Here is a 23,744-nt window from a genome sequence, read left to right on the forward strand (position 1 = left end):
ATCCCTGTAGGAGGGGCTTCAGCCCCGATGCCTTGCGTGGTCGGGGCTGAAGCCCCTCCTACGCGCCCTGCAGCTTGACCCGCACCCACAGCGCTTCCTGCTGCTCCAGCGTCAGTGCGGACATCGTGGTCTCGTCTTCGGCCGCCAACGCCTCCATCGCACGGAAGCGCCGCTCGAACTTCAGGTTGGCCCGGCGCAGCGCACCACCCACGTCCACCTTGGCGTGACGCGCAAGATTTGCGGCGACGAACAGCAGGTCGCCGATCTCGTCCTCCAGCCGTGCGTCGCGCTCGGGCGAGGGATCAGCAGCGAGTTCGACGCGCACCTCATCGATCTCCTCGTGCAGCTTGTCGATCACCGGCGCGGTATCCGGCCAGTCGAAGCCCACCCGCGCCGCGCGCGCCTGCAGCTTCACCGCGCGCTGCCATTCGGGCAGGCCACGCGAGACGCCGGCCAGCGCAGAGCTGTCTTCCTCGCCGGCCGCCTTGCGCTCGGCGGCCTTGATCGCCTCCCAGTTGACGGTCTGCGCTTCCGCATCGGCGAACGAGGCAACCTGTCCCGGGGCCGTCGAAGCGCTGAAGACATGCGGATGCCGCCGCACCATCTTGTCGCAGATGGCATCGACCACGTCCCCGAACGCGAACGCGCCCTGCTCTTCCGCCATCCGTGCGTGGAAGACGACCTGCAGCAGCAGGTCGCCGAGTTCGTCCTTCAGCGCCGGCAGGTCATTGCGGTCGATCGCGTCGGCGACTTCGTACGCTTCTTCGATCGTGTACGGTGCGATCGAGGCGAAGTCCTGCTCCAGGTCCCACGGGCAACCGCCCTCGGGATTGCGCAGCCGGGCCATGATGCCCAGCAGGCGCGCGATATCGCCATCAGGCGCTGCGGGCATGTCCATGGTCGCCGTCCTGCGCCCGTGCCAGCCAGTCGCGCCACGGCAGCGTCATGTCGCCCAGCGCCACGAAATCGCCGTTGAGCAGGGTCTCGCGGCGGTTGTAGCGGAAGGCACGTCCATCCGGTGCGAGCAGCGCGCCACCCGCGGCTTCCAGCACGCATTGCGCGGCGGCGGTGTCCCACTCGCTGGTGGGGCCGAAGCGCGGATAGACGTCCAGCGTGCCCTCGGCGATGCGGCAGAACTTGAGCGAGGAGCCCAGCGACACTTCCTCGATCCCGCCCATGCCGTCCAGGAAAGCCTGCGTGCGCGCGTCGCGGTGCGAGCGGCTGGCCGCCACCTTCAGCGTGCCCCTGGCAGGCGCACGTGTGCGGATCTGCGCGTCCACTTCGCCGACGCGTCGGTACGCGTTGCGGCCCTGGCGCGCGTGCCAGGTCTCGCCGGTCACCGGCGCATGGACCACGCCGAAGATGGGCTCGTTCTGTTCGATCAGCGCGATGTTCACCGTGAACTCGCCATTGCGCTTGATGAACTCGCGCGTGCCGTCCAGCGGGTCCACCAGCCAGTAAGTGGGCCACTGACTGCGCTCGGCCCACGGAATGTCGGAGGCTTCTTCCGACAGCACCGGCCATTGCGGGGTCAGCCGGCGCAGGCCGTCGGCGATGACCTGGTGTGCGGCCATGTCGGCGGCGGTGAGCGGGCTGTCGTCACTCTTGCGCTGCACATCGAAGGCATCCTCGTACACGGCCATGATGGCCTGGCCCGCTTCGCGGGCGATGACGATGACGGCTTCGTGCAGGTCGGCGGTCATGCGACTCATGTCCGCTCTTTCAACCATTCGCGGGCGATGAACAGAGCCGCCAGCGAACGACCTTCCGAAAAATCCTCGCGCAGCATCAACTGGTCGAGGTCTTGCAACTTCCAGGGCACTACTTCCAACTCCTCGGGTTCATCCCCCGGCAGGCGCTCGGGGTACAGATCTCTTGCCACCACCAGCCAGGACTGGTGACTCATGTAAGTAGGTGCCAGGGTCAGGGCGCGCAGCACGTCGATACGGCGCGCACCGAAGCCGGCTTCTTCCTTCAGTTCACGGTCGGCCGCCTGCTCCGGCGTTTCGCCCGCGTCGATCCGGCCCTTTACCAGGCCCAGTTCGTAACGGTGCATGCCGGCGGCGTATTCGCGCACCAGGAGCACGGTGTCCTCGTCCTGCATCGGCACCACGACCACCGCGCCATGACCCTGCGCACGGAGCCGGTGGTAACGACGGCGTTCGCCGTTGCTGAACTCCAGATCCAGTTCCTCGACATGCCGGTCCGGCCCGTCTGCACGCTGGGTGATGCCGTGGATGGTGGGAAGTCGGCTCATGCGGCGGCGCGGCGTCCACGCCCGGCACGCAGGGCGTGGCGACGGAAGGGGGTGGGGGCCGATATCATGCGGGGATGCGACAAACGGATCATCAAGCTGGAATGCTAACAGAGGCGGACGACTGGCGTGCCCGCGATCTGTCGGTGGTGTGGCATCCCTGTACCCAGATGCGTGAGCACCCGCACACCTTGCCGCTGGTACCCATCGCGCGCGGTGATGGTGCATGGCTCATCGGACACGATGGCAGGCATTACCTGGACGCGGTCAGCAGTTGGTGGACCAACCTGTTCGGCCACGCGGAACCGCGCATCGGCGCCGCCATCGCCACCCAGGCCATGGCCCTGGAACAGGTGATGCTGGCCGGCTTCACCCATGCACCGGCCGTGGAACTGGCCGAACGCCTGCTTGCGGTCGCACCACGCCAACAGGGACGCACGCCGCTATCGAAGGTGTTCTACGCCGACAACGGCTCTGCCGGCGTTGAAGTGGCGTTGAAGATGGCGTTCCACTGGTTCCACAACCGGGGCGAACACCGCCGTACCAAGTTCATCGCGCTGGAGAATGGCTACCACGGCGAGACGCTGGGAGCGTTGGCGGTGGGCGATATCCCGCTGTACCGGCGCGTCTATGCGCCCCTGCTGACCGAAGCGCTGTTCGCCCCCTCGCCCGATGCCTACCTCGCGCGGCCCGGCGAATCGCCGGCCGACTGCGCAACGCGCGCTGCGGACGCACTGGCGGCCCTGCTGGACCAGCACGCGGGCGAAGTCTGCGCGGTGATCGTGGAGCCGCGCGTGCAGTGCGCAGGCGGCATGCGGATGCACCATCCGGACTACCTGGTGCGCGTGCGCGAACTCTGCGACGCCAGCGGCGCGTTCCTGATCGCCGACGAGATCGCGGTGGGTTTCGGTCGCACCGGCACGCTGTTCGCCAGCGAGCAGAGCGGCGTGATGCCCGACCTGCTGTGCCTGTCGAAGGGGTTGACGGGTGGCTTCCTCCCGCTGGCCGCCGTCCTGGCGACGGAGACGATCTACGACGGTTTCCTCGATGACGCGCGCGAACGCGCCTTCCTGCATTCGCACAGCTACACCGGCAACCCGCTGGCATGCGCGGCGGCATTGGCCTCGCTGGACATCTTCCGTGCCGACGACGTGCTGGCGCGCAATCGCGCTACGGCCCGCGCAATGGCGACGCTGGCCGAGCCGCTGGCCAGGCACCGCCACGTGGCGGACCTGCGCCAGGCCGGCATGATGCTGGCCTTCGAACTGACCCAGGACGGCGACAAGGCCACGCCCTTCCCGTCCAGCGCCCGCATCGGCCTGAAGGCGTACCGCGCGGCTTTGGCCCGCGGCGTGGTGCTGCGCCCGCTCGGCGACGTGCTGTACTGGATGCCGCCGTACTGCGTGGATGAGGAACAGCTGCAGATGTTGGCCGATGTCACCCGCGCGGCGATCGACGAGGCGACGGCATGACGTGCCACGACCAGAGCGATTCCCGCCCGAGGGGCTTCAGCGCCGCCTGTGGTTGCGGAAGAACCGACATGGCCACTCACTCGATGGGCGCGCTGCAGCGCGTTCGTTGTCATGACGGCGGACATGTCGTCGTGGCGCGGGTTGGAACTTCTCCAGGGAGCGTCGCATGCGCCTGACCCGTTGCTTCGTCGACCTGCCGCTGCACGAAGGCGCGCGGCTCGCGCTGCCCGAAGCCAGCGCCAACCACCTGACACGCGTGCTGCGCCTGCGCGAGGGCGATGCCTGCGTGCTGTTCAACGGCGACGGCCACGACTACGACGCCCGCCTCGCCTCCGTCGGCAAGCGCGAGGTGGTGGCCGAGATCGTATCGATGCGCGCGGTGGACAACGAATCGCCGCTGCACATCACCCTGCTGCAGGGCATCGCACGGGGCGAGAAGATGGACCTGATCCTGCAGAAAGCAACCGAGCTCGGCGTAGCCGCGATCATCCCCGTGACGGCCGAACGCACCGAAGTGAAGCTGGACGCCGAGCGTGCCGAGAAACGCGTGGCGCACTGGCGCAATGTCGTCGCGTCCGCGTGCGAACAGAGCGCACGTGCCCGCCTGCCGTCGTTGTCGCCACCGGCCGCACTGGCCGAGGCGGTACGTGCGGTCGACGGCGACGCGATGCGGCTGACGCTGGATCCTGCCGGCGACGTGTCTCTGACCACCGTGCAGGTGGCCTCGGCTGCGGTGGTGGTGGCGATCGGACCGGAAGGCGGTTGGTCGCCACGCGATCGCGACACGCTGTCCGCAGCGGGTTTCATCGGGCTGCGCCTCGGCCCCCGCATCCTGCGTACCGAAACCGCGGGACTGGCCGCCATCGCCGCGCTGCAATCGCGTTTCGGCGATCTGTAGGGCGGGCCCTGGCCCGCCGCGGAGCGGTATCGGGTGGGCCTGAGCACGGGCCATGCATCTTGCGTGCGATGAGTGAAGGTGGGCCAAGGCCCACCCTACGATAGCGATATCTCAGGCCGCGTTGGCCAGCGCGTCACCGAGCATCGATTCGACGACTTCCAGGTCGGGCAGCACGGCGGCTTCGTCGCCGAGCAACACGCGCACCTTCACCCCGACCGGCAGGTCTTCTTCGGTCGCGTCGGCCAGCAGGCCATCGCGCGGCACCGACACCAGGCGCGGGAACGAGGGTGTCAGCAGCGCGAAGTACGGGCGATCCTTGTCGCCACTCAGCGCCTTCAGCACCACGATCTTGCTGTTGAGGGCCACCGGCTCGTTCGGATTGCCGCTCAGGCGGCCGAACGCGACCAGCGGCACCGACCAGCCATGCCAGTCGATCCGGCCCGGCAGCCAGTCGGGCATGTCCGCGATCGGCTCCACCGGCGCACGCGTGAGCACTTCGGCCACGGTGGCGTTGGGCAGCAACAGGCGGTACTCGCCGGCCTGGATCAGGACGCCACGGATTTCGTCGTTGGAATGGGCCATCGTATGTTCCTCAGAACCAGCGGTCGGTCAGGCGCTGTGCCAGCTGCACGGGCGCGCCAAGTTCGGCACCGCGTGACGCCAGCGCTTTCGGTGCCACCGGGTCGTAGCAGCCATCCTGCGACTGGCCCAACACGAGTGCACCCTGCTCGCCCAGCGCGGCGACCGGGTCCACCAGTGCGCTGTCGCTGCCGCTGAGCAGCAGCACCGCGCTGTCGGCCGGCGGCAGCTGCGGGATCATCGTGTGGATCACGGCGCCCGGGCGGAAGCTCACCGCGCCCGCATCCACGAAGGGCACCACGTCACCGGGCAGTATGTAGATATGGCCCGCTTCGGCGGGCTTCCCGGCTTCGGCCAGCAACACGGGCATGTGCGCCACGCGCTCCATCTGCCGGACCAGGTTGTCGTAACGGCCGCCGTCCAGGCGCAGATGCACCAGCACCGGCTTGGGGAATCCGTCCGGCAGCTCGGCGAGCAACTTGCGCACGGCATCGGGCCCTCCGATGCCGGCGAACACCAGTACCGCGCCCTGCACCCGCACGGCGCCCGCAGCGCCGCCGGATTCCAGCGGCTCCAGTTCCAGGCTGGACAGGTCGAAGGTCGGAGCAGGCACGGGCGGTGGCGCCACGACGGGCGCTTCCGGGAGCGGCGGCGGCAGGGAGGGCGCAGCGATGGGCTCCGCGTCGACCGTGGCATGACGCAGCCAGTCGTCCGCGTCGATGACCGGCTCCGCGGCCGGGCGCGTCGCCAGGCCACCGGTGTAGGCGAAATCGTCACGCGGAAGTTCGAACGCCATGTCGGCCGCTTCTTCCAGATGCAGCGAAATCTCCGCGCCCTCGTGCAGTTGCGCGGGCGTCACCGGCAGGCCGGGCTCGAGCTGCAGGCCGACGTCTTCTTCGCGACCGGGCGGCAACACGTCCTGGTGGCCGTGCAGTTTCGCCGCCAGGTGCCGCGCCCAGCGCTGGGCTTCCCAGCCCTGGCGCCGCGCAGCCAGTTCGGCTTCGTCGAAGATCACGGCCACCGAGGGGTCATGCAGCACGCTGTCGAAGCGCTCCAGGCACTCCTCGATGGCCGGCTCCAGCGCCACCAGCACCACCTGCGGCGCACTGCCGCCGAGGGCTTCCGCATCGAGCGCATTGGGATCGTCTTCCAGCACGATGTCGGCGCCGGCTTCATGCAGCGCCACACGCAGGCGCTCGCGCGCTTCGCCCGGCCGTGCCAGCAAGGCAACGCGTTTGGCTTCACTCACGGACACGGGCGATTCCCAGCAGGTCGTAGACGTTGCGCATCAGGTCGAGCTCCTGGTACGGCTTGCCCAGGTAGCGCTGCACGCCGATATCGAAGGCGCGCTGGCGATGCTTGTCGCCGGTACGCGAGGTGATCATCACGATGGGCACGTCCTTGAAACGCGGATCGGCCTTCATCGCGGTGGCCAGCTCGTAACCGTCCATGCGCGGCATCTCGATGTCGAGCAGCATCAGGTCGGGCACGCGCTCTTCCAGTTTCTCCAGCGCTTCGACGCCATCGCGCGCGGCGCTGACTTCGAAGTTGTGGCGTTCCAGCACGCGGCTGGTCACCTTGCGCATGGTCAGCGAGTCGTCGACCACCATCACCAACGGCACGCGGCGCTGTTCGACCGCGGCGACCTGCTGGGTCGGCTGCTGTGGCTGCGCCAGGTGGCGGCGCACCAGCGGCGCGGCATCCAGGATCACCACCACGCTGCCGTCGCCGGTGATCGTGGCACCGTAGATGCCGGGGATGGACGCGATCTGCGGCCCCACCGGCTTGACCACGATCTCGCGGTTGCCGAGCACCTGGTCGACCGCGACGGCGGCGCGCAGATCGCCCGCGCGCACCAGCAACAGCGGCACCTGCGGCTGGCCCTCCGCCTTGGCCGGCCCCTGTCCCACCAGGTGGCCCAGGTTGTAGAGCGGATAATCCTCGCCGGCGTAGTGGTAGCTGCCAGCCCCTGCACTGAAGCGGGCGTGGCTGATGCGACCGATGCCGCTGACCGCCGCCACGGGCACCGCGAACTGCGTTTCGCCGATCTGCACGAACACGGCCTGGCTGACCGCCAGCGTCTGCGGCAGGCGCAGGGTGAAGGTCGCGCCCTTGCCAGGCACCGAATTGATTTCCAGCGAGCCACCCAGCTGGCGCACTTCGTTGTACACCACGTCCATGCCCACGCCACGGCCCGCCAACTGGCTGACCTGGTCGTAGGTGCTGAACCCCGGCTCCAGGATCAGGCGGTCCAGCGCGCTGTCGGGCAGCACTGCGCCCGGCTGCAGCAGGCCTCGCTGTTCGGCGCGCTTGCGGATGGCATCGCGGTTGAGGCCGGCGCCGTCGTCGGACACCTCCAGCACCATTTCCGAGCCTTCCCGGCGCAGCGCCACGTGCACGGTGCCTTCTTCCGGCTTGCCCGCCTTGCGGCGTTCCTTGGGAGATTCCAGCCCGTGCGCGACGGAGTTGCGCAGCAGGTGCTCCAGCGGCGCGGTCATGCGGTCCAGCACGTTGCGATCCATTTCGCCGTGCGTTCCGGAGAACTGCAGGCTGACCTGCTTGTGCGTCTCGGTGGCGGCCTGCCTCAGCACGCGGCGCAGGCGCGGCACGATGCCTTCGAACGGCAGCATGCGCGCGCGCATCAGGCCATCCTGAAGCTCCGAACTCACGCGCGACTGCTGTTGCAGCAGGCCGTCGTACTGGCGCGCCAGGTCGTCGAGCACGCCCTGCAGGCCGCTGATGTCGGCCGCCGATTCGGCCAGCGCGCGGCTGAGCTGCTGCAGCGTGGAGAAGCGGTCCAGTTCCAGCGGATCGAACGTCGGGTCCTGCTTGTCGTGCTCGCGCTGGTAGCGGGCGACGATCTGTGCCTCCGTCTCCAGATCGAGACGACGCAACTGGTCGTGCATACGGATGTTGGTGCGGTCCAGTTCGGCCATCGCGCCGCGGAACGCACCCAGCTGCTGCTCCAGGCGGGCACGGTAGATCGCGACTTCGCCGGCGTTGTTGACCAGGCGATCCAGCAGGTCCGCGCGCACGCGCACCTGCTCCTGCTGGCCCATCGGGAAGAACTCTTCTTCCACCGGGGCCGCCACGTCGGTTTCGATCGGCGCCGACAGTGGCGCCAGTTCGACCGGGACGGTGGATGCATCGGCTGCCGTCGGCGCATCAGGCAGTTCGATGCCGCGGGCACGGGCATTGAACTCGGCGATCATGCCGTCCGGAATGGCGACGGCGCGACGCGCGGTGACGCGGGCAAGCTGGGCGTGCAGCGCGTCGAAGCCGCGCTCCAGCAACTGGATGGCGCGACGGTCCAGCTCGGTGCGCTGGCCGGCGATCGATTCCAGCATCGATTCGATCGCATGGCCCAGGTCGCCCACGGCGTGGATGCCGGCCATGCGGGCGCCACCCTTAAGCGTATGCAGGTCGCGCTGCAGGCCGATGACCAGCGCGCGGTCTTCCGGCGTGTCGCGCAACTTGGCGATCAGATCGTCGGAGTGGTCGAGCAGGTCGTTGCCTTCCTCGATGAAGATCTCGACCAGGTCCAGGTCGAGCCCGGTCAGGTCGAGGGCCTCTTCCGGCTCCGGCATGTCGGCGGGTGCACTGGTCACGGCAGACTCCTCGGCTTCCACGGAGGCGACGACATCGGACGGCGCTTGTACGGCAGCTTCGAGGGCTTCCGCGTCTTCCGCTGCTTCAACCGGCTCAACGACGTCTTCGACAGGCATGTACTCCACCGCGACGGCATCGTCCACCGACGGTTCTTCCACGACGGCATCGAAACCGGTCGCCCCGTCGGCAGGCGCTTCGGTCGCCGCTTCTTCGAGGGAGATACCCTCGACTGCAGGGGCCTCGGCGCGTTGCTCTGCGGCATCCCGCTCTTCGACGACAGACAGTGCTGCATCATCGACAACGACTTCGTGATCCAGCGTCGCCGCCGGCGCATCCGCGGCATCGACATCGGACGGCACCTCATCGGAGGCGTCGACGGTAGCGGCCACGTCGCCCGGCACTTCCGCCGGATCAGGCTCACCGGCTTCCAGAACATCCGCCGCCGGAACGTCAGCGGGCTCGTTCGCGTCAGGGATGTCATCCTCGCGTGCGGCGGATTCAGCGTCCGCCACATCCTCGTTCGCGTCGTCGAGAACGGGGGTCGTGTCGGCCGCGACAGCATCGGTTTCGACCAGGAACGCGGGCAGATCGGCGTCCACCACCAGGGCGTCATCGATCGGCGCGGCGAATGCGTCTTCTTCCTGCGCCTCCATGGAGGCTTCCGTCGATGCGTCGGCAACGGAGGAGGACTCCATGTCGATCATGGCGCCATCCGCCACCCCGGCATGAACGTCTTCGCCCACCTCTGCCGGCGGCGTCGCGTGTCCGACTTCCGATTGCCGTGCGCGAGGCAGGATGCGGTAGTCGATGTCGTAGAACGTCACGCCCTGCGATGCGGGCTGCCCCAGGTCCACCGTGGTGGATTCCTCCGCAGGCATCGCGGCGCCGGATGCAGCATCGGCCGCTTCGACGGCCGGTACTTCCGGCGTGACGTCGTCCGTCGTCCTGGTCGCGGCAGGATCGCCCGCGCCGTTGGCGGCATCGTCGAGATACGCGGACAGGTCCAGCGCGGAGAGTTCGATGTCGGACGGCGCGACCGGCGGTGCGATCGTCGGCATCTGCCCGACATAAGTGCCCTGGTGTGCGTCATCCACGATCTGGGCGCCGTGGCGCAGGTCGGGCAGGCTGTCGCGCAGCGCGGCGAGCTGGCCTGCCAGCGCCGCGAATACCGGGATGCGCGGCGACGGGGCCTGCAGGGCCGCGATGCTGCGGCGGATCGCCTGCGCGGTGTCGGCCAGCGCGGCCACGCCCTCGGGCGTCGGTGTTTCGACCGCCGACAGCAGGCGTTTGACGTACTGCTCCGCCGACGAGGTGACATCGGTGATTTCCGGTACGTCCGCCATCGCCAGCGCACCATTCATGGTGTGCACGGCGCGCAACAGTTCTTCCGTGACCGGCGTGGCCTCCACCTGGGCCTTCTGCAGCCAGGTATCGACCGTATCGAGGTGGTTGTCGACTTCGGTTTCCAGGATCTCGCGCAGCACCGCGTCGACGGACGCCGGCGTGCCTTCGGTTTCGGGTTCGAACACCGCAGGCACGTCTTCGACCACGGGCGCGGCCGTCTGCGCCAACGTCGGCTCGATGAAGTCCGCTTCCTCGTCCAGCACGGTCGGTTGTGCGCTGTAGTACGCCTCTTCGCCCGCGGCCAGGCGATCCGCCACGTCCTGCAGGCCGGCCAAGTCGGCCGTCACGCTGCCCTGGCCGCGCAGCGCGGCGTTGAGTTGCGGCAATGCGTCGCAGGCCTGCTCCAGCAGGACTTCGACCGCATGGCTCGGCGCACGCGTGCGGTCGAGCACCCGGTTCAGCATGTTCTCGACCTTCCAGCTGAATTCGCCCAGCGTCTTTGCACCCACCAGGCGTCCGCTGCCCTTCAGGGTATGGAACACGCGGCGGATCGGGCGCAGGCGATCGAAATCTTCGGGGTTGCTGCGCCAGGCCGGCAGCAGCTGGCGCAGGTTGACGATTTCCTCGTCGAACTCCTCGAGGAAAACGTCGCGGATCTCGTCGTCGATATCGGTCGCATCGCCATCGAAGCCGCCCATGACGCCCGCCGCGGGCAGCGCGGCCGCCGCAGCGGCAATCTCGTGGCGCAGATCCGGGAGTGCATCGGTATCGGCATCGATACCGGCGATGTCAGACGCCGCCTCGGACACGTCCGCGGCCGTTTCGATGCGATCCCCGGCAACAGGCGCATCGCCGGCTTCCACGACGGGCGCGATCGCCTCTTCCGGCACGGACACCGGCGAGGCCGCCTCGGCATCACCGTCTGCTTCTTCGAAGCCGACCGGATCGAACGGATTGGCGCTGCCGGGCGAAGACACGGCGGGTGCGGTGTCGATCGGCTCCAGCGACAGCCCGGCGAACGAGACTGGCGCGGGCGTTTCCTCTACGGGGACAGGCACTCCGCCGGCCGCCGGCGCATCAACAACGGGCACTTCGGCAATGGGCGCAGCGACGGGCGCCACAGCGGCTGGCGAGGCTGCTTCTTCGACCGCAGGCGCTTCGGGCGGCAACGGCCAGTAGCGCAACGCTTCCAGGCTGCCGCGGGTGATCTCGAGGATGTCCTCGCGATTCGGGCGCCGCTCGCGCAAGGCTTCAAGGTAGTACTCGAGGCTGGCCATCGCATCGGCCAGGGTGTCCAGTTGCTGGCCACCGGGCACGCGCTTCTTGCCGATCAGCTCACCGCTGACATAGCGGCGCACACCGATGACGTAATCGCCCGCCTGCGCCAGTTCGAGCATGCGCAGCGCGCCCGCGACCTCGTCCAGCAGGCGCGGCACGTCGGTGAGTTCGCCATGGTCCCAGTTGGTTTCGATGAACGCGACGAAACGCTCGCGCGCACCGGCGAAATTGATGATGGCCTCCTGCGCCAGCACTTCGACCGTGCGTTGCGATTCGGCGGTGCTGGGATCGGGTGCCGCATCGCCAGCGCTGCCAAGGTGCGCGACCTGGTCATCCAGCGAGGCATCGACGTACAGCAGTGCGCCGGCGACATCGAGCAGCGTGCCTTCGTCCGCAGGGCGGGCGCCCGCCACGACTTCGCGCAGCGTGTCGCGCTGCTGCATCACCACGTCGCGCGCCACGCCCAGGCCCATCATGCCCAGCGTGTCGGCCACATTGCCGAGCTCGGCGACCTGCGATTCGAGTTCGCGCGCCTCGCTGCCGGTGCGCAGGTGCAGGTCCAGCGCGTCCTTCACGCGCAGGAGCTCTTCCTTGACCGCATTGCCGACGGTGTCGAGCAGTTCACGATTGCGACCACTGAGGCTGCTGCGTGCGTGGTCGATCTCGGCCTCGCTGGGCGTCACGTCGTCGCGGGCACCCGGCGGGAACAGCATGCTTTCGTTGAGGCCCGATGCGCCACGCGACGCGCGGATCTCGTTGAGCAACGGCAGCAGCACGATGGGAATGTCGCGGTGACCGTCCTGCAGCCGCTCCAGATAGTCCGGCAGCAGCACCGCGCCGCGCATCAAGGTGGAGCAGGCTTCGTCACGGTCGGCCACGCCACCTTCCTGCAACGCCTTGGCGAGCAGTTCCAGCTCTTCGGCGACCATCGCAGGCGCATACAACTCCACCATGCGCAGCGTGCCCTGCACCTGGTGCAGGTAGCCGGCGCAGAAGCGCATGCGGCTGCTATCGGCGGGCGTTTCGACAAAGGCTTCGATTTCCTGCCGCACCAGGCGCAGGGTCTCGTCCAGCTCGGGCTTGACCCAGCCGAGCACGGCGTGGCTCATGGCTTCGCGCAGCGCACTCATGGGCAGGCTCCCGCGGCGACGGCAGGACCGTCAGCCTTGCGCTGCTGGCAGGCGGGATGGCGTAGGAAGTTCATGCAGTGCGTCCCGTCCTCAGCCCGGCAGCTTGAAGTCGGCGACCGAACGGCGCAGGTCCGCGGCCAGCTGCGCCAGGTGACCGATGGATTCCGCCGTCTGTCCCGCACCCAGCGAGGTCTGCGAGGTGATCTGGCGGATCACGCCCATGGTCTGGGTGATGTCCAGCGCGGCGGCCGACTGCTGCTGCGCGGCGCCGGAGATGCCCTTGATGAGGTTGTTCAGGTCGTTGGACACGCGCTCGATCTCGCCCAGCGCGGTACCCGCGTCTTCGGCGAGTCGCGCACCGGACACCACTTCGGCGGTGGTCTGCTCCATCGAACTGACCGCTTCGTTGGTATCGGCCTGGATGGTCTGCACCAGCGATTCGATGCGGCGCGTGGCGCCCGAGGTACGTTCGGCGAGGCGTTGCACTTCGTCGGCCACGACCGCGAAACCGCGGCCCGCTTCACCGGCGGAGGCCGCCTGCACGGCCGCGTTGAGCGCCAGGATGTTGGTCTGTTCGGAAATGTCGTTGATCAGTTCCACCACCGAGCCGATCTCCTGCGAGGACTCGCCCAGGCGCTTGATGCGCTTGGAGGTTTCCTGGATCTGGTCGCGGATCTGGTCCATGCCGCGGATGGTCTCGCGCACCACGCCGGCGCCCTCGGTGGCGATCTGCACCGAGCGCTGCGCCACTTCGGCCGACTCCGTGGAGTTCTTCGACACCTGGTCGATGCTGGTCGCGATTTCGCTGATTCGGTCGGATGCGGTGGTGATCTGGTCGGCCTGGTGGCCGGCGGCTTCCGCCAGCTGCAGGGCGGTGGCCTGGGTTTCCTGCGTCGATGCCGCCACCTGCACGGAGGTGTCGTTGATCGTGGTCACCAGATTGCGCAGTTCGTCCACGGCGTAGTTGATGGCGTCCGCGATGGCGCCGGTCATGTCCTCGGTCACCGAGGCCTTCACCGTCAGGTCGCCTTCACCCAGCGAGCTGATTTCGTCCAGCAGCCGCATGATCGCCTGCTGGTTGCGGCTGTTGTATTCCACCTGCGTCTGGTAGCGCATTTCCTGCTCGCGCTGGCGGGTGCGGTACAGCGACCACAGCAGGCCGATGATGGAGATCAGCGCCGCGATACCCGAGGCGATGCCCAGCCAGAAGTTCGGGAACAGGCGCGTGTCGCGGACCGAGCCGAATGCCGAGAAGGCCTGGAACAGGTTGGTGCTGTCCTGGAGCATCTGGCCCGAGCCGTTGGTCAGCGCGCCGGCGGCCGATTGCGCGGCAAAGAGGTTGCGCGAGCTGGCCAGGATCGCGTCCAGGTCCTTCTTCATCGCGGTCCACAAGGTTTGCGAATTGTCCAGTGCGGACAGGGCGGCGCCATTGCGGACCGCTGCGATGCCGAGGTCGGGGTTGCCGTTGCGCAGGCCTTCCAGCACCTGGCCGAATAGCACGGCGTCGCGACCCAGCGCGTCACCGGCCGTGGCCGCACCCGCGCCACCGGCACGGATTTCGGTCACGCGGCGCGCCATGGTGCCGGCCAGCACGACCTGCTGCAGTGCGCTGTAGATCTGCGACGAAGGTGCGCCGCCAGCGGACATCGCGCGGACGACTTCATTGAGCTGCGCCTGCAGGTTGGGCACCTGGGTCGCGAAACGGTCGGCGTTGCCGGCCAACGCCAGCACGGCGGCTTCGGAGGTCACGATCTGGTCGGCGTTCTTGCCCAGCGGCGCCCAGGTGGTGGTCAGCTTGGCCAGCGGCCCGGCGATGGCGCCTTCATTGCCGAAGCGGCTCTGCAGGTCGGAGACGGTGGACTCGACCGACTGCTTGGTCTCCTTGAAGGCCTTGAAGGCTTCGGCATTGCCGGCCACGGCCTCGCGACCCTGGTTGGCTAGCTGCTGCGACAGCACGCGCATGTCGGATGCGCCGGTGCTGGCACCGGACAAGCGGCTGCCCTGGTAGGTGGCCACGCCGGTATTGGCACCGAAGACCAGCACCGAAAGCGCGAGCAGCAGCAACCAGAAACTGTTGCCGAAACTGCCGATCTTGCTGGCGCTGGGAGAATCCGTCGCAGTGCTCATCGTTCAACCCCTGGATTGTTCTTGTTGTCCGCGCTCAAAGCGCGGTCTGACGGAATTCGGGCGTGCGCGCGAGCAGTCCCAGCGCGAAAACGCCCCATCGCTGGTCGTCGCTCGCGAAGGCCCGCTCGATGAAATGCGCGTAGCGGCCGTCTGCCAGCTCCCCCGGCTCGACCTGCTGCGATTCATGGAAGCTGCGCTGCCCGTACAACTCGTCGATGGTCAGCGCGACATCGCCACCGGCCTGGCGCATGACCAGCACGCGCTGGCCTTCGTGCAGCACCGTGCGCTCGCCCTCGAGGAACTGTTTCAGGTCGACCACCGGAAACAGGTTTCCGCGCAGGTTGCCGATGCCCAGCAACCACGGGTGCGCGCCGGGCACGGGCGTGACCGGCGGCATCTGCACGATTTCCACCACTTCCCCGAAATTGGAGATCAGCCGGCGCTTGCCGACCCGGTAGCCGACGCCGCGGTACTGGTCCTGCGCGATTTCCCGCGCCGGCTGCGCCACGGCGTGCGCCAGGCTGCGGCGCTCGTATTCGGCGAGCGTATCGAACGGTGTGCGGATCATGGCCCGCCCCCTGTGCGTTCAGTGCGAATGGTCGCCATGCCGCCAGCCCCCTCAGGTGCTGACGTGGGCGCGGATGGCGTCGAGGAGTTCCTCGCGCGTGAACGGCTTGGTCAGGTACTGCTCCGAGCCGACGATGCGCCCGCGCGCCTTGTCGAACAGGCTGTCCTTGGACGACAGCATGATGACCGGCGTGGACTTGAACACCTGGTTGTTCTTGATCAGCGCGCAGGTCTGATACCCGTCCAGGCGCGGCATCATGATGTCCACGAAGATGATCTGCGGCTGCTGGTCGGCGATCTTGGCCAGGGCCTCGAAGCCGTCCGTCGCGGTCACGACTTCGCAACCCTCGCGTTTGAGCAGGGTTTCCGCGGTGCGGCGGATCGTTTTCGAGTCATCGATCACCATGACCCGTAGGCCGTGGAGTCCACCGGCCTGGCCTTCGTTCTGCGTCATTACCTGATTTCCCCATGCGCGCGGCGCTTCATTGACGAACCGGCCCCGCTGCGTTGCTACTTATATCCCAATCCCCTTGCGCACTGTCAAGCGACACCTTCAGCGCACCTGCCGCTGAACGGCGCGATGCGAACTGCGTCTCAATTTTGCGGCGACCCGGCAGACGCGGCGTTCCGCCAGCGCCGGGGCGTGGAATGCGCGCCGCCTGATACCATCCCCGCGTCTCCTGCAGAACCGCCCCCATGCCGCTGGACGTCGTCGTCGTCATGGACCCGATCGGGTCCATCAAGATCGCCAAGGACACCACTTTCGCCATGCTGCTGGAAGCCCAGCGGCGCGGCCATCGCCTCCTTTACGTCGTCCCGGGCCGGCTGGCCCTGCGGGACGGGCAGGCCACCGCCCAGGTCGCCCCATTGACTGTCAGGGACGACAAGGCGGACTGGTACACCCTGGGCGAAGCGCGCGAGCTGGCGTTCGGTCCCGGCCAGGTGGTGCTGATGCGCAAGGATCCGCCCGTCGACGACCAGTACCTCTACGACACGCATGTGCTGGGCATCGCCCAGCAGGCAGGCGCGCTGATCGTCAACGACCCGCAGGGCCTGCGCGACTACAACGAGAAGCTGGCCGCCCTGCTCTTCCCGCAGTGCTGCCCTCCCACCCTGGTCAGCCGCGATCCGGTCGCGCTCAAGGCGTTCGTGGCCGAACATGGCGAGGCCGTGCTGAAGCCGCTGGACGGCATGGGCGGGCGCTCGATCTTCCGGGTGAAGGCCGGCGACCCCAACACCAACGTCATCCTGGAAACGCTGGTCGGGGACGGCCGGTTGACCCTGGCACAGCGCTTCATCCCCGGCATCAGGGACGGCGACAAGCGCGTGCTGCTGGTCGATGGTGAGCCGGTGGACTATGCGCTGGCCCGCATCCCGCAGGGCGACGAGTTCCGCGGCAACCTCGCGGCGGGTGGCCGCGGCGAAGGCCGCCCGTTGAGCGAACGCGACCGCTGGATCGCGGCGCAGGTGGGCCCGGAGATGAAGCAGCGCGGCATGCTGTTCGTCGGCCTGGACGTGATCGGCGACTATCTCACTGAGGTCAACGTCACCAGCCCCACCTGCGTGCGCGAACTGGACGCGCAGTTCGGCCTGAACATCGCCGGCCAGCTGTTCGACGCCATCGAGAAGAAGCTGGCCTGAGATGTCGGCGGTTCCCATGACCCCGCCGAAGATCGGCGCGAACGAGCGCCTCGGCGCCACGCTGGCGCTGTCGCTGATCGTGCACGGGTTGCTGGTGCTGGGCGTGGGCTTCGCGCTGGACGACGCGGCACCGGTGATGCCGACGCTGGACGTGATCCTCAGCCAGACCAGCACGCCGCTGACGCCGAAGGAAGCCGACTTCCTGGCCGCCGCCAACCAGGAAGGCGGCGGCGAACACGACCAGGCCAGGCGCCCGCGCGACAGCCAGGCTGGCTGGATCCCGCAACCCGACACCGGCCTGGCGCCGCAGCCGCTGCGTGCGCAGACCACGGCTCCGGTGCCTCCCCCGGAGAGCCGTGTCGTCACCACCCGCGACGGCGAAGCCCGCGCACCGGTACCGGAAGCACGGCCGCAACCCGACCGGCCCGAGCTTCCCCAGGGCGAACAGAAGGTGCAGCGCGATGCCGAGATGGCGCGGCTCGCTGCCGAGTACCACCTGCGCTCGGAGCTCTACGCCAAGCGGCCAAAGCGCAAGTTCGTCTCGGCCAGCACCAAGGAGTACGTCTACGCGAACTATCTGCGGGCCTGGGTCGATCGCGCCGAACGCGTGGGCAATCTCAACTACCCCGACGAGGCGCGCCGCAAGCGCCTGGCCGGCACGCTGGTGATCAGCGTGGCGGTGCGCCGCGATGGCAGCGTGGAACAGACCCGCATCATCCAGTCCAGCGGCATCCCCCTGCTGGACTCCACCGCGCAGCGCATCGTGCAGCTGTCCTCGCCGTTCCCGCCCCTGCCCGAAACCGCCGAGAACGTGGACGTCCTGCACGTCACCCGCACCTGGCGCTTCCTGGCCGGCGGTGAAGTACGCGACGAGTAACGTGCGGCCCTTCAGCGCGAGGCGCGCAGCGCCTTCTGCTCTTCGAGGGTGAGGGCGACGTTGTTGCGCAGGTACGCCGGTTCGACGTGCTCGGGCGCAATGACCTCGCCACGGCGCAAGGCGTCCGCCGCCAGTCGCGCGAGGTCGGCGGCATGCGGCAGTGCCTGCGCATCGACCCGAAGGAAGCGTTCCTGCAGGCGCGCGACGAGCACGCCGTCGGCTGCAGCGAATCCCGTGCCCACGCCTACCCAGTCGCTGTCCGCGCCCGGCAGCGCGTAGCCGGCCGGTGCCACCGCGGCTTCGGCTGACGTGGCCTCCAGCCGGTCGCCGCGATGCACGAACGTGCCCGTGTAGATCTCGCCCATGCGCGCATCGATCGCCGCCAGGATCGCATGCGCCATGCCGACATCGCAGCCGCCTTCGCCCGCCGTCACGCGGGGCGCCGGCACCTGCGACGCCAGCACCGCGAGCGTGGACACCGGCACCAGCGGCCGATCCAACGCCAGCGCGATGCCTTGCGCCAACGCGATGGCCAGGCGCACGCCAGTGAAAGCGCCCGGGCCGCGGCTGAGGGCGATGGCATCCAGTTGCGCGCGCGCGATGCCGGCGTCCGCCAGTAACTGTTCCGCCCACGGCAAGGCGAGTTCGGCGTGCCGACGCGGCGCCACCTCGAAACGTTCGCGCACCTCGCCGTCGACGTACACGGCGACGGAGCAGGCTTCGGTGGCGGTCTCGAAGGCGAGCAGCTTCATGGGCGACAGGGAGTTCGTGAGGTGCCTAGCTTAAACGCTGCGATCCGCGACGCGCTCAGAAGCGGGCATCGGCGAACCAGTCATCGCCGCCGCCACCGGCTGCGGCCACCGGCTCCGGGGAGGCCTCCACTCCGAAAAAGCCCTGTACGTCCTGCACGCGCTGGGTACGCCGGAACGGCGGCAGCGAATCGAGGAACACGCGCCCGTAAGGCTTGCCGGTCAAGCGCGGATCGCACAGCACCAGCACGCCGCGGTCGGTCTCGCTGCGGATCAATCGGCCGACCGCCTGCTTCAGCGCGATCACCGCCTGCGGCAGTTGTTCATCGCGGAAAGGATTGCCGCCGGCGCGACGCACGGCCTCGAGCCTTGCTTCGAAGACCGGGTCGTCCGGCGCGGCGAATGGCAGCTTGTCCACCACCACCACGCTCAGAGCATCGCCGACCACATCGATGCCTTCGCGGAAACTCGCTGCGCCCAGCAGCACGCCATTGCCGGACTCGCGGAACCGCTGCAGCAGCGTGCCGCGCGGCGCTTCGCCCTGCACGAACAATGGCCACGGTCCGCCACGCAGCGCCTCCGCCGCCTCGCGCAGGGCGCGATGCGAGGCGAACAGCAGGAACGCGCGCCCCTGCGATGCCTCCAGCACGGGCCGCAGCGTCGCGATCAGCCCCTGGCCATAGCCCGGCGCATTCGGATCGGGCAATCCGGTGGGCAGATAGCACAACGCCTGCTGCGGCCAATCGAAGGGACTGGGCTGCAGCAAGGTGGGCGGATCATCCAGGCCCAGGCGCACGGCGAGATGGTCGAAGCGCCCGCCCACCGCAAGCGTGGCCGAGGTGAATACCCACGCGGCGCGCGATTGCTCGCGGTGCTGCCGCAGCGGACCGGAGACATCCAGCGGCGTGCGCTGGCAGCGGAAGGCTCGCGGCGTCAGTTCGTACCACAGCACATCGCTGGCGTCGTCGGCCTTGGCAGCATCGTCGTCGAACGCACCCGCGCCGGACGGCGCCTCGTACCAGCGCGACAGCCGCGTGCCGAACTCCTTCGCCCGCGCCGCGCACGCTTCCAGTCCGAGCGATGCGGGCGCCAGAGGCGCGAGGGCCGCGGACAGGTCGCCGAGCGCGCCGGCAAGCGCATCGAAGCCTGTCGCCACCTCAGGTTTCGCCAGCAAGCGCTCGCGCGTGCCGCGTGCCGGCAGCCCTTCCATTGCCGCGCGCAATTCACGCAAGGACTGCTCCAGCGCACGCACCGGCGGCTGCAGGGCCGACAGGGCGCCGGCCGCGTCCTTCGATTCGGCCAGGCAATCGCGCGCCAGTTCCTGCAGGGGACGCATACCGAAGCCTTCGCCAAAGAAATTGGCGGCGAGTTCGGGCAACTGGTGCGCCTCATCGATGACGAAGGCCTGCGCACCCGGCAGGATTTCGCCGAAGCCTTCCTGCTTCAGCGCGAGGTCGGCAAGCAGCAGATGGTGGTTGACGACCACGATGTCGGCGGCCTGCGCGCGCTGCCGCGCCTGCACCACGAAGCAGTCGTCCCAGAACGGGCATTCGGTGCCCAGGCAGTTGTCGATGGTCGAGGTGACCAGCGGCAGCAACGGGGAATCGTCCGGCAGCGCGGCCAGTTCGGCCATGTCGCCGAACTTGGTGCGCCCGCCCCACGCGACGATGCGCTGGAACTGGTCCACCTGCTCACGGCTGGTGAAGGTGGTGCGCAATGCCTGCGGATCGCCCCTGGCCTGGTTCAGACGGTAGCGACACAGGTAGTTGCTGCGTCCCTTCAGCAGCGCCGACTTCAGCCCGGCCACGCCGAGCGCGTCGCGCACGCGCGGCAGGTCGCGGTGGTACAGCTGGTCCTGCAATGCGCGCGTGCCGGTGGAGACGATGGTCTTCAGCCCGGACAACAGCGCCGGGACGAGATAGGCGAAGGTCTTTCCGGTGCCGGTACCGGCTTCGGCCAGCAGCACGTCGCGCGCATCGAAGGCATCGGCGATCGCCGCCGTCAGTCGCTGCTGGGCGTCGCGGGGCGTGAAGGCATCGAGTCGTTCCGCCAGTGCGCCCCCCTCGCTGAGGGCGTCGCGGCTGGCCTGGGCTAGCTGGGACATCGTGGAAACGGAAAGCGGCGTGCGGCGGCAAGGGTACCGCGTCGCGGCGGACGCGGCGCCCTCACATGCGCTCGATCACCGGCACGGTGCATGCATCGCGCCGGGTTTCGGCATCGGTGACCGCTGCCTGGGTGGTCGCCGCGCGCGCCGCATGCTGCGCGGCGTCTTCGGGCGTATGGCGGGCGGGCAGCGAAGGCTGCACCGCGAGTTCATGTTGGCGGACCTGGCGCACGGTTTCCCAGTGCTGGCGGCACAGGGGCCCCACCTGGGAACCCAACTGGAAGGCACGTTGCGCCAGCGTGTCGGCCCGCGCGAAGTCGCCCTGCAGCAGGGCGACTTCGGCGCGCTCCTGCAACACGGCGGGATCTTCGGGCACAAGCAGCAACGCCTGGTTCAGCGCCTCGGCCGCCGCGGCGACATTGCCCGCCGCGCGCGCATGCTGTGCCTGTTCGCGCAGGTCCTCGACCTGCGGATCGCGCAGCGGCTGTACAGCGAGTTCGCGATCATCATCGCCCGCCGCCGCATGGATGGCGGCGACGCGCTGCCCGGGCGTCACCGGGTCGCGGGCGACCGGGGTTTCCGGCACGGGTGCGGACACGCAACCGGCCAGCAACATCAGGAACAGGAGGAATACGTACTTCATGATCACGGCTGCTGCGGGGGAGTCTCTTCGGGTGGCGGCGCGGCTTCTTCCTTACGGTCCAGGCCGAACCAGCTGCGCCATCCGCCGCCTTCCTGCTCTTCGCCCTCGATCAGTGGCTGCTCGACCACGCACGCGGCATAGGGGGGCGCGAAGCCCGACACGAACGGCAACTGGCGCGCACCGGGGCATCCCGGATCGGTGCTGTTGGAGGCGACCACCCACTGCCAGTCCAGGCCCTTGTCCGACACCTTCAGCGGTGCCGTCGGCAGGCGCGCGAACAGGCCGGACCACACGCGCATCGCGCCCGTGCCCCCGTACAGGCCGGTCTGTTCGTTCTTGTCGTTGCCCATCCACACCACGGCCAGGTGATCGCCGGTGTAGCCGGCGTACCAGCTGTCGCGACCATCGTTGCTGGTACCTGTCTTGCCGGCCGACTGCAGGCGGCCCAGGCCATCGCCGACCAGTTGTCGGCCGGTGCCACTGGACACTACCTGCTGCAGGGCAACGGTGATGAGGTTGGCGGCGATGGAATCGCCCTCCTGCGCCGGGGCCGGTGTCTTGTCGTAGCGCTTGAGCAGCTTGCCATCCGGGTCGAGCACGCCGCGCACGGCGTGCAGCGGCTGGATTTCGCCACCGGACGCGAGGAACTGGTACAGCTGCGCCATCGCGTACGGACTCTGGTCGGTCGCACCGAGGATCAAGGCGGGATTCGGCTCGGCTTCGATGCCGGCCAGCACGCGGATCAGCTGCGCCAGGCGGTCCGGTTCCACCTTCATGCCCACCCGCACCGTGGCCTGGTTGTACGAACGCGCCAGTGCGTCGACCAGGCGCACGGTGCCGTGGCTGCGACGGTCGGCGTTGGCCGGCGTCCAGCGCCGGTTCTTGCCCAGTTGCACGGTCACCGGCGAATCATCGACCCACGAGGCCAGCGAATACTGGTCCGGCTGCGCCAGCGCGAGCAGATAGACGAAGGGCTTGAGCAGTGAGCCGACCGGCCGCTGCGCTTCCACCGCACGATTGAAGCCCACCTCCGACACGTTGCGGCTGCCCACAACGGCCAGTACATCGCCGTCGTGCACGTCGGTCACCACCATGCCGGCCTGCAGCGGCGGGCGGCGCTTGTTCTCCAGCGCCTTGATCGTGCGCGTCACCGACGCTTCCGCGTAGGCCTGTGCCGACGGCGACATGCCGGTCAGCACGCTGAGGCCCGCCCCCTGCAACGCGCTCTCCGGGTAGTCGCGCGCCAACTGGCGGCGCACAAGGTCCACATAGGCCGGAAAGCGGTTCGCAGCGGCCATGTCCGGCGTCTTCGTCACCCCGAGCGGCGCGGCGAGCGCGCGCTTGTATTCGGCGTCGTCGACTAGCCCGGTCTCATGGAGCTTCAGCAGCGCGTAGTCGCGGCGTTCCTTGGCGCGGTCCGGATTGCGTCGCGGGTCGTAGTGCGAGGGCCCCTTCACCATGCCGATCAGCAGCGCGACCTGTTCGGTGGTCAGGCTGTCCAGATCGCGACCGAACCAGAATTCCGACCCTGCTGCCACGCCATGGATCGCCTGGCTGCCGCGTTGGCCCAGATACACCTGGTTGAAATACGCTTCCAGGATGGTGCGCTTGTCGTAGCGGGCTTCCAGGATCAGCGCATACAGGATCTCGTTGAACTTGCGCGTCGGCGTCTGTTCCTTGCCGATGCCCAGCAAGCCGCTGCGGGCCAGCTGCTGGGTCAACGTGCTGGCACCCTGGCGCGTGTCGCCGCCCGAGCGCACCAGCAACCATGCCGCGCGTACCATGCCCGACAGGTCGACGCCGTGGTGATCCTTGAAGTCACGGTCCTCTACCGCCTGCAGGCCGGTCACCAGCAGTTCCGGCACTTCCTCCAGCCGCACCAGCCGGCGCTCTTCCTGCTTCTGCCCGTACAGCGTGGCGATGCGCGCCGGATCCAGCCGCGCCACCTTCAGGTTCTGCTTGCGTACGACGTCGCGGACCGTCGCCACCCGGCCACTGGACAGGCTCACCTGGATACGCCGGGGCGCCACGCGGCCGTCCACGTCGATGTAGCCGCGACTGGAAATGGTGAAGCGCCCGCCTTCGCGCATGTACGTGCCCGGACGCTCGCCCGCGCCGTCGTCGCGGTACGATGCCGCATCCAGCTCGGTCTTCAGGGTCTGCGCATCCATCGCCAGCCCTGGCGCGACCTGCAGCGGACGCGCATAGACGCGGGTAGGGATCTGCCAGCGCAGCTCGCCGAAGCGTTCGGTGACCTGGTGGTTCAGATACAGCGTGTACGGGATCAGGAATCCCAGGCCCAGGCCCACCGCGGCAAGACCCCAGGTCAGCAGGCGCTGACGCCAGCCGGGCCCATCGCCGTCATCGATGTCGTCTTCGTCCAGCGCTTCGTCGTCGTAGTCGTTGCGGGCCACAGGGGATGCGACAATGGGAATTCGGGCGAGTCTAGCGCAGCCGCCGAGGGTGCGCCCG

At 68.6% G+C, this 23,744-nt stretch carries 17 protein-coding genes; 4 read left to right on the top strand and 13 right to left on the bottom strand.

What is annotated here, in order from left to right:
* Nucleotides 1-58: 58 nt before the first annotated feature.
* Genes mazG through nudE form a run of 3 tightly spaced genes read right to left on the bottom strand, consistent with a single transcriptional unit; the run spans nt 59 to nt 2,257 of the window.
* Nucleotides 59-892 carry a nucleoside triphosphate pyrophosphohydrolase gene (gene mazG / locus OY559_RS15380; protein ID WP_277730024.1) on the bottom strand — a complete coding sequence of 278 codons (834 nt, stop codon included), beginning with the start codon at nt 890-892 and terminating at the stop codon, nt 59-61.
* Complete coding sequence (cysQ, locus tag OY559_RS15385; protein WP_277727081.1) at nt 876-1,712, bottom strand: 3'(2'),5'-bisphosphate nucleotidase CysQ; 837 nt, start codon at nt 1,710-1,712, stop codon at nt 876-878. The genes mazG and cysQ overlap by 17 nt, the downstream gene beginning before the upstream one ends.
* A complete protein-coding gene (gene nudE / locus OY559_RS15390; RefSeq protein ID WP_142125793.1) occupies nt 1,709-2,257 on the bottom strand; it encodes an ADP compounds hydrolase NudE in 549 nt (182 codons plus the stop codon). Before nudE ends, cysQ begins: the two co-directional genes overlap by 4 nt.
* 101 nt (nt 2,258-2,358) lie before the next feature.
* Between nudE and bioA the strand changes: the two genes are divergently transcribed.
* Together bioA and OY559_RS15400 are read left to right on the top strand one after the other, a co-directional pair.
* Nucleotides 2,359-3,726 carry an adenosylmethionine--8-amino-7-oxononanoate transaminase gene (gene bioA / locus OY559_RS15395; protein ID WP_277727082.1) on the top strand — a complete coding sequence of 456 codons (1,368 nt, stop codon included), beginning with the start codon at nt 2,359-2,361 and terminating at the stop codon, nt 3,724-3,726.
* A gap of 166 nt (nt 3,727-3,892) precedes the next feature.
* Nucleotides 3,893-4,624: a 16S rRNA (uracil(1498)-N(3))-methyltransferase gene (locus OY559_RS15400; protein ID WP_277727083.1), complete on the top strand. Its 732-nt coding sequence runs from the start codon at nt 3,893-3,895 to the stop codon at nt 4,622-4,624.
* Between the two features lie 111 nt (nt 4,625-4,735).
* Here the strand turns inward: OY559_RS15400 and OY559_RS15405 are convergent, their stop codons facing one another.
* From OY559_RS15405 to OY559_RS15430, 6 genes are all read right to left on the bottom strand, one after another.
* The gene (locus tag OY559_RS15405; protein ID WP_277727084.1) at nt 4,736-5,206 is read right to left on the bottom strand and encodes a chemotaxis protein CheW; all 471 of its coding nucleotides are present in this window, start codon (nt 5,204-5,206) and stop codon (nt 4,736-4,738) included.
* A gap of 10 nt (nt 5,207-5,216) precedes the next feature.
* Nucleotides 5,217-6,452: a chemotaxis protein CheB gene (locus OY559_RS15410; protein ID WP_277727085.1), complete on the bottom strand. Its 1,236-nt coding sequence runs from the start codon at nt 6,450-6,452 to the stop codon at nt 5,217-5,219.
* Nucleotides 6,445-12,564: an Hpt domain-containing protein gene (locus tag OY559_RS15415; RefSeq protein ID WP_277727087.1), complete on the bottom strand. Its 6,120-nt coding sequence runs from the start codon at nt 12,562-12,564 to the stop codon at nt 6,445-6,447. Before OY559_RS15415 ends, OY559_RS15410 begins: the two co-directional genes overlap by 8 nt.
* A gap of 90 nt (nt 12,565-12,654) precedes the next feature.
* The gene (locus tag OY559_RS15420) at nt 12,655-14,691 is read right to left on the bottom strand and encodes a methyl-accepting chemotaxis protein (protein ID WP_277727089.1); all 2,037 of its coding nucleotides are present in this window, start codon (nt 14,689-14,691) and stop codon (nt 12,655-12,657) included.
* Nucleotides 14,692-14,725: 34 nt separating this feature from the next.
* Nucleotides 14,726-15,256 carry a chemotaxis protein CheW gene (locus OY559_RS15425; protein WP_185742153.1) on the bottom strand — a complete coding sequence of 177 codons (531 nt, stop codon included), beginning with the start codon at nt 15,254-15,256 and terminating at the stop codon, nt 14,726-14,728.
* Nucleotides 15,257-15,310: 54 nt separating this feature from the next.
* The gene (locus OY559_RS15430; protein WP_055940451.1) at nt 15,311-15,712 is read right to left on the bottom strand and encodes a response regulator; all 402 of its coding nucleotides are present in this window, start codon (nt 15,710-15,712) and stop codon (nt 15,311-15,313) included.
* A 242-nt stretch (nt 15,713-15,954) separates the two neighbouring features.
* Between OY559_RS15430 and gshB the strand changes: the two genes are divergently transcribed.
* Both gshB and OY559_RS15440 read left to right on the top strand, forming a co-directional pair.
* The gene (gene gshB, locus OY559_RS15435) at nt 15,955-16,899 is read left to right on the top strand and encodes a glutathione synthase (RefSeq protein ID WP_277727090.1); all 945 of its coding nucleotides are present in this window, start codon (nt 15,955-15,957) and stop codon (nt 16,897-16,899) included.
* A gap of 1 nt (nt 16,900) precedes the next feature.
* Nucleotides 16,901-17,776, top strand: coding sequence for an energy transducer TonB (locus OY559_RS15440; RefSeq protein ID WP_277727091.1), 876 nt, complete (start codon nt 16,901-16,903; stop codon nt 17,774-17,776).
* An 11-nt stretch (nt 17,777-17,787) separates the two neighbouring features.
* Here the strand turns inward: OY559_RS15440 and tsaB are convergent, their stop codons facing one another.
* The 4 genes from tsaB to mrcB all read right to left on the bottom strand — a co-directional run bounded on the left by tsaB (nt 17,788) and on the right by mrcB (nt 23,686).
* Nucleotides 17,788-18,528: a tRNA (adenosine(37)-N6)-threonylcarbamoyltransferase complex dimerization subunit type 1 TsaB gene (gene tsaB, locus OY559_RS15445; RefSeq protein WP_277727092.1), complete on the bottom strand. Its 741-nt coding sequence runs from the start codon at nt 18,526-18,528 to the stop codon at nt 17,788-17,790.
* 55 nt (nt 18,529-18,583) lie between these two features.
* Complete coding sequence (locus tag OY559_RS15450) at nt 18,584-20,629, bottom strand: DNA repair helicase YoaA (protein WP_277727093.1); 2,046 nt, start codon at nt 20,627-20,629, stop codon at nt 18,584-18,586.
* A 61-nt stretch (nt 20,630-20,690) separates the two neighbouring features.
* A complete protein-coding gene (locus tag OY559_RS15455) occupies nt 20,691-21,245 on the bottom strand; it encodes a hypothetical protein (protein WP_277730025.1) in 555 nt (184 codons plus the stop codon).
* Nucleotides 21,246-21,274: 29 nt separating this feature from the next.
* Nucleotides 21,275-23,686 (bottom strand): penicillin-binding protein 1B, encoded by a 2,412-nt coding sequence (gene mrcB, locus OY559_RS15460; RefSeq protein ID WP_277727094.1) that lies wholly within the window; start codon nt 23,684-23,686, stop codon nt 21,275-21,277.
* Between the last annotated feature and the right edge of the window lie 58 nt (nt 23,687-23,744).

Source organism: Pseudoxanthomonas sp. SE1, assembly GCF_029542205.1.
GTDB lineage: Bacteria > Pseudomonadota > Gammaproteobacteria > Xanthomonadales > Xanthomonadaceae > Pseudoxanthomonas_A.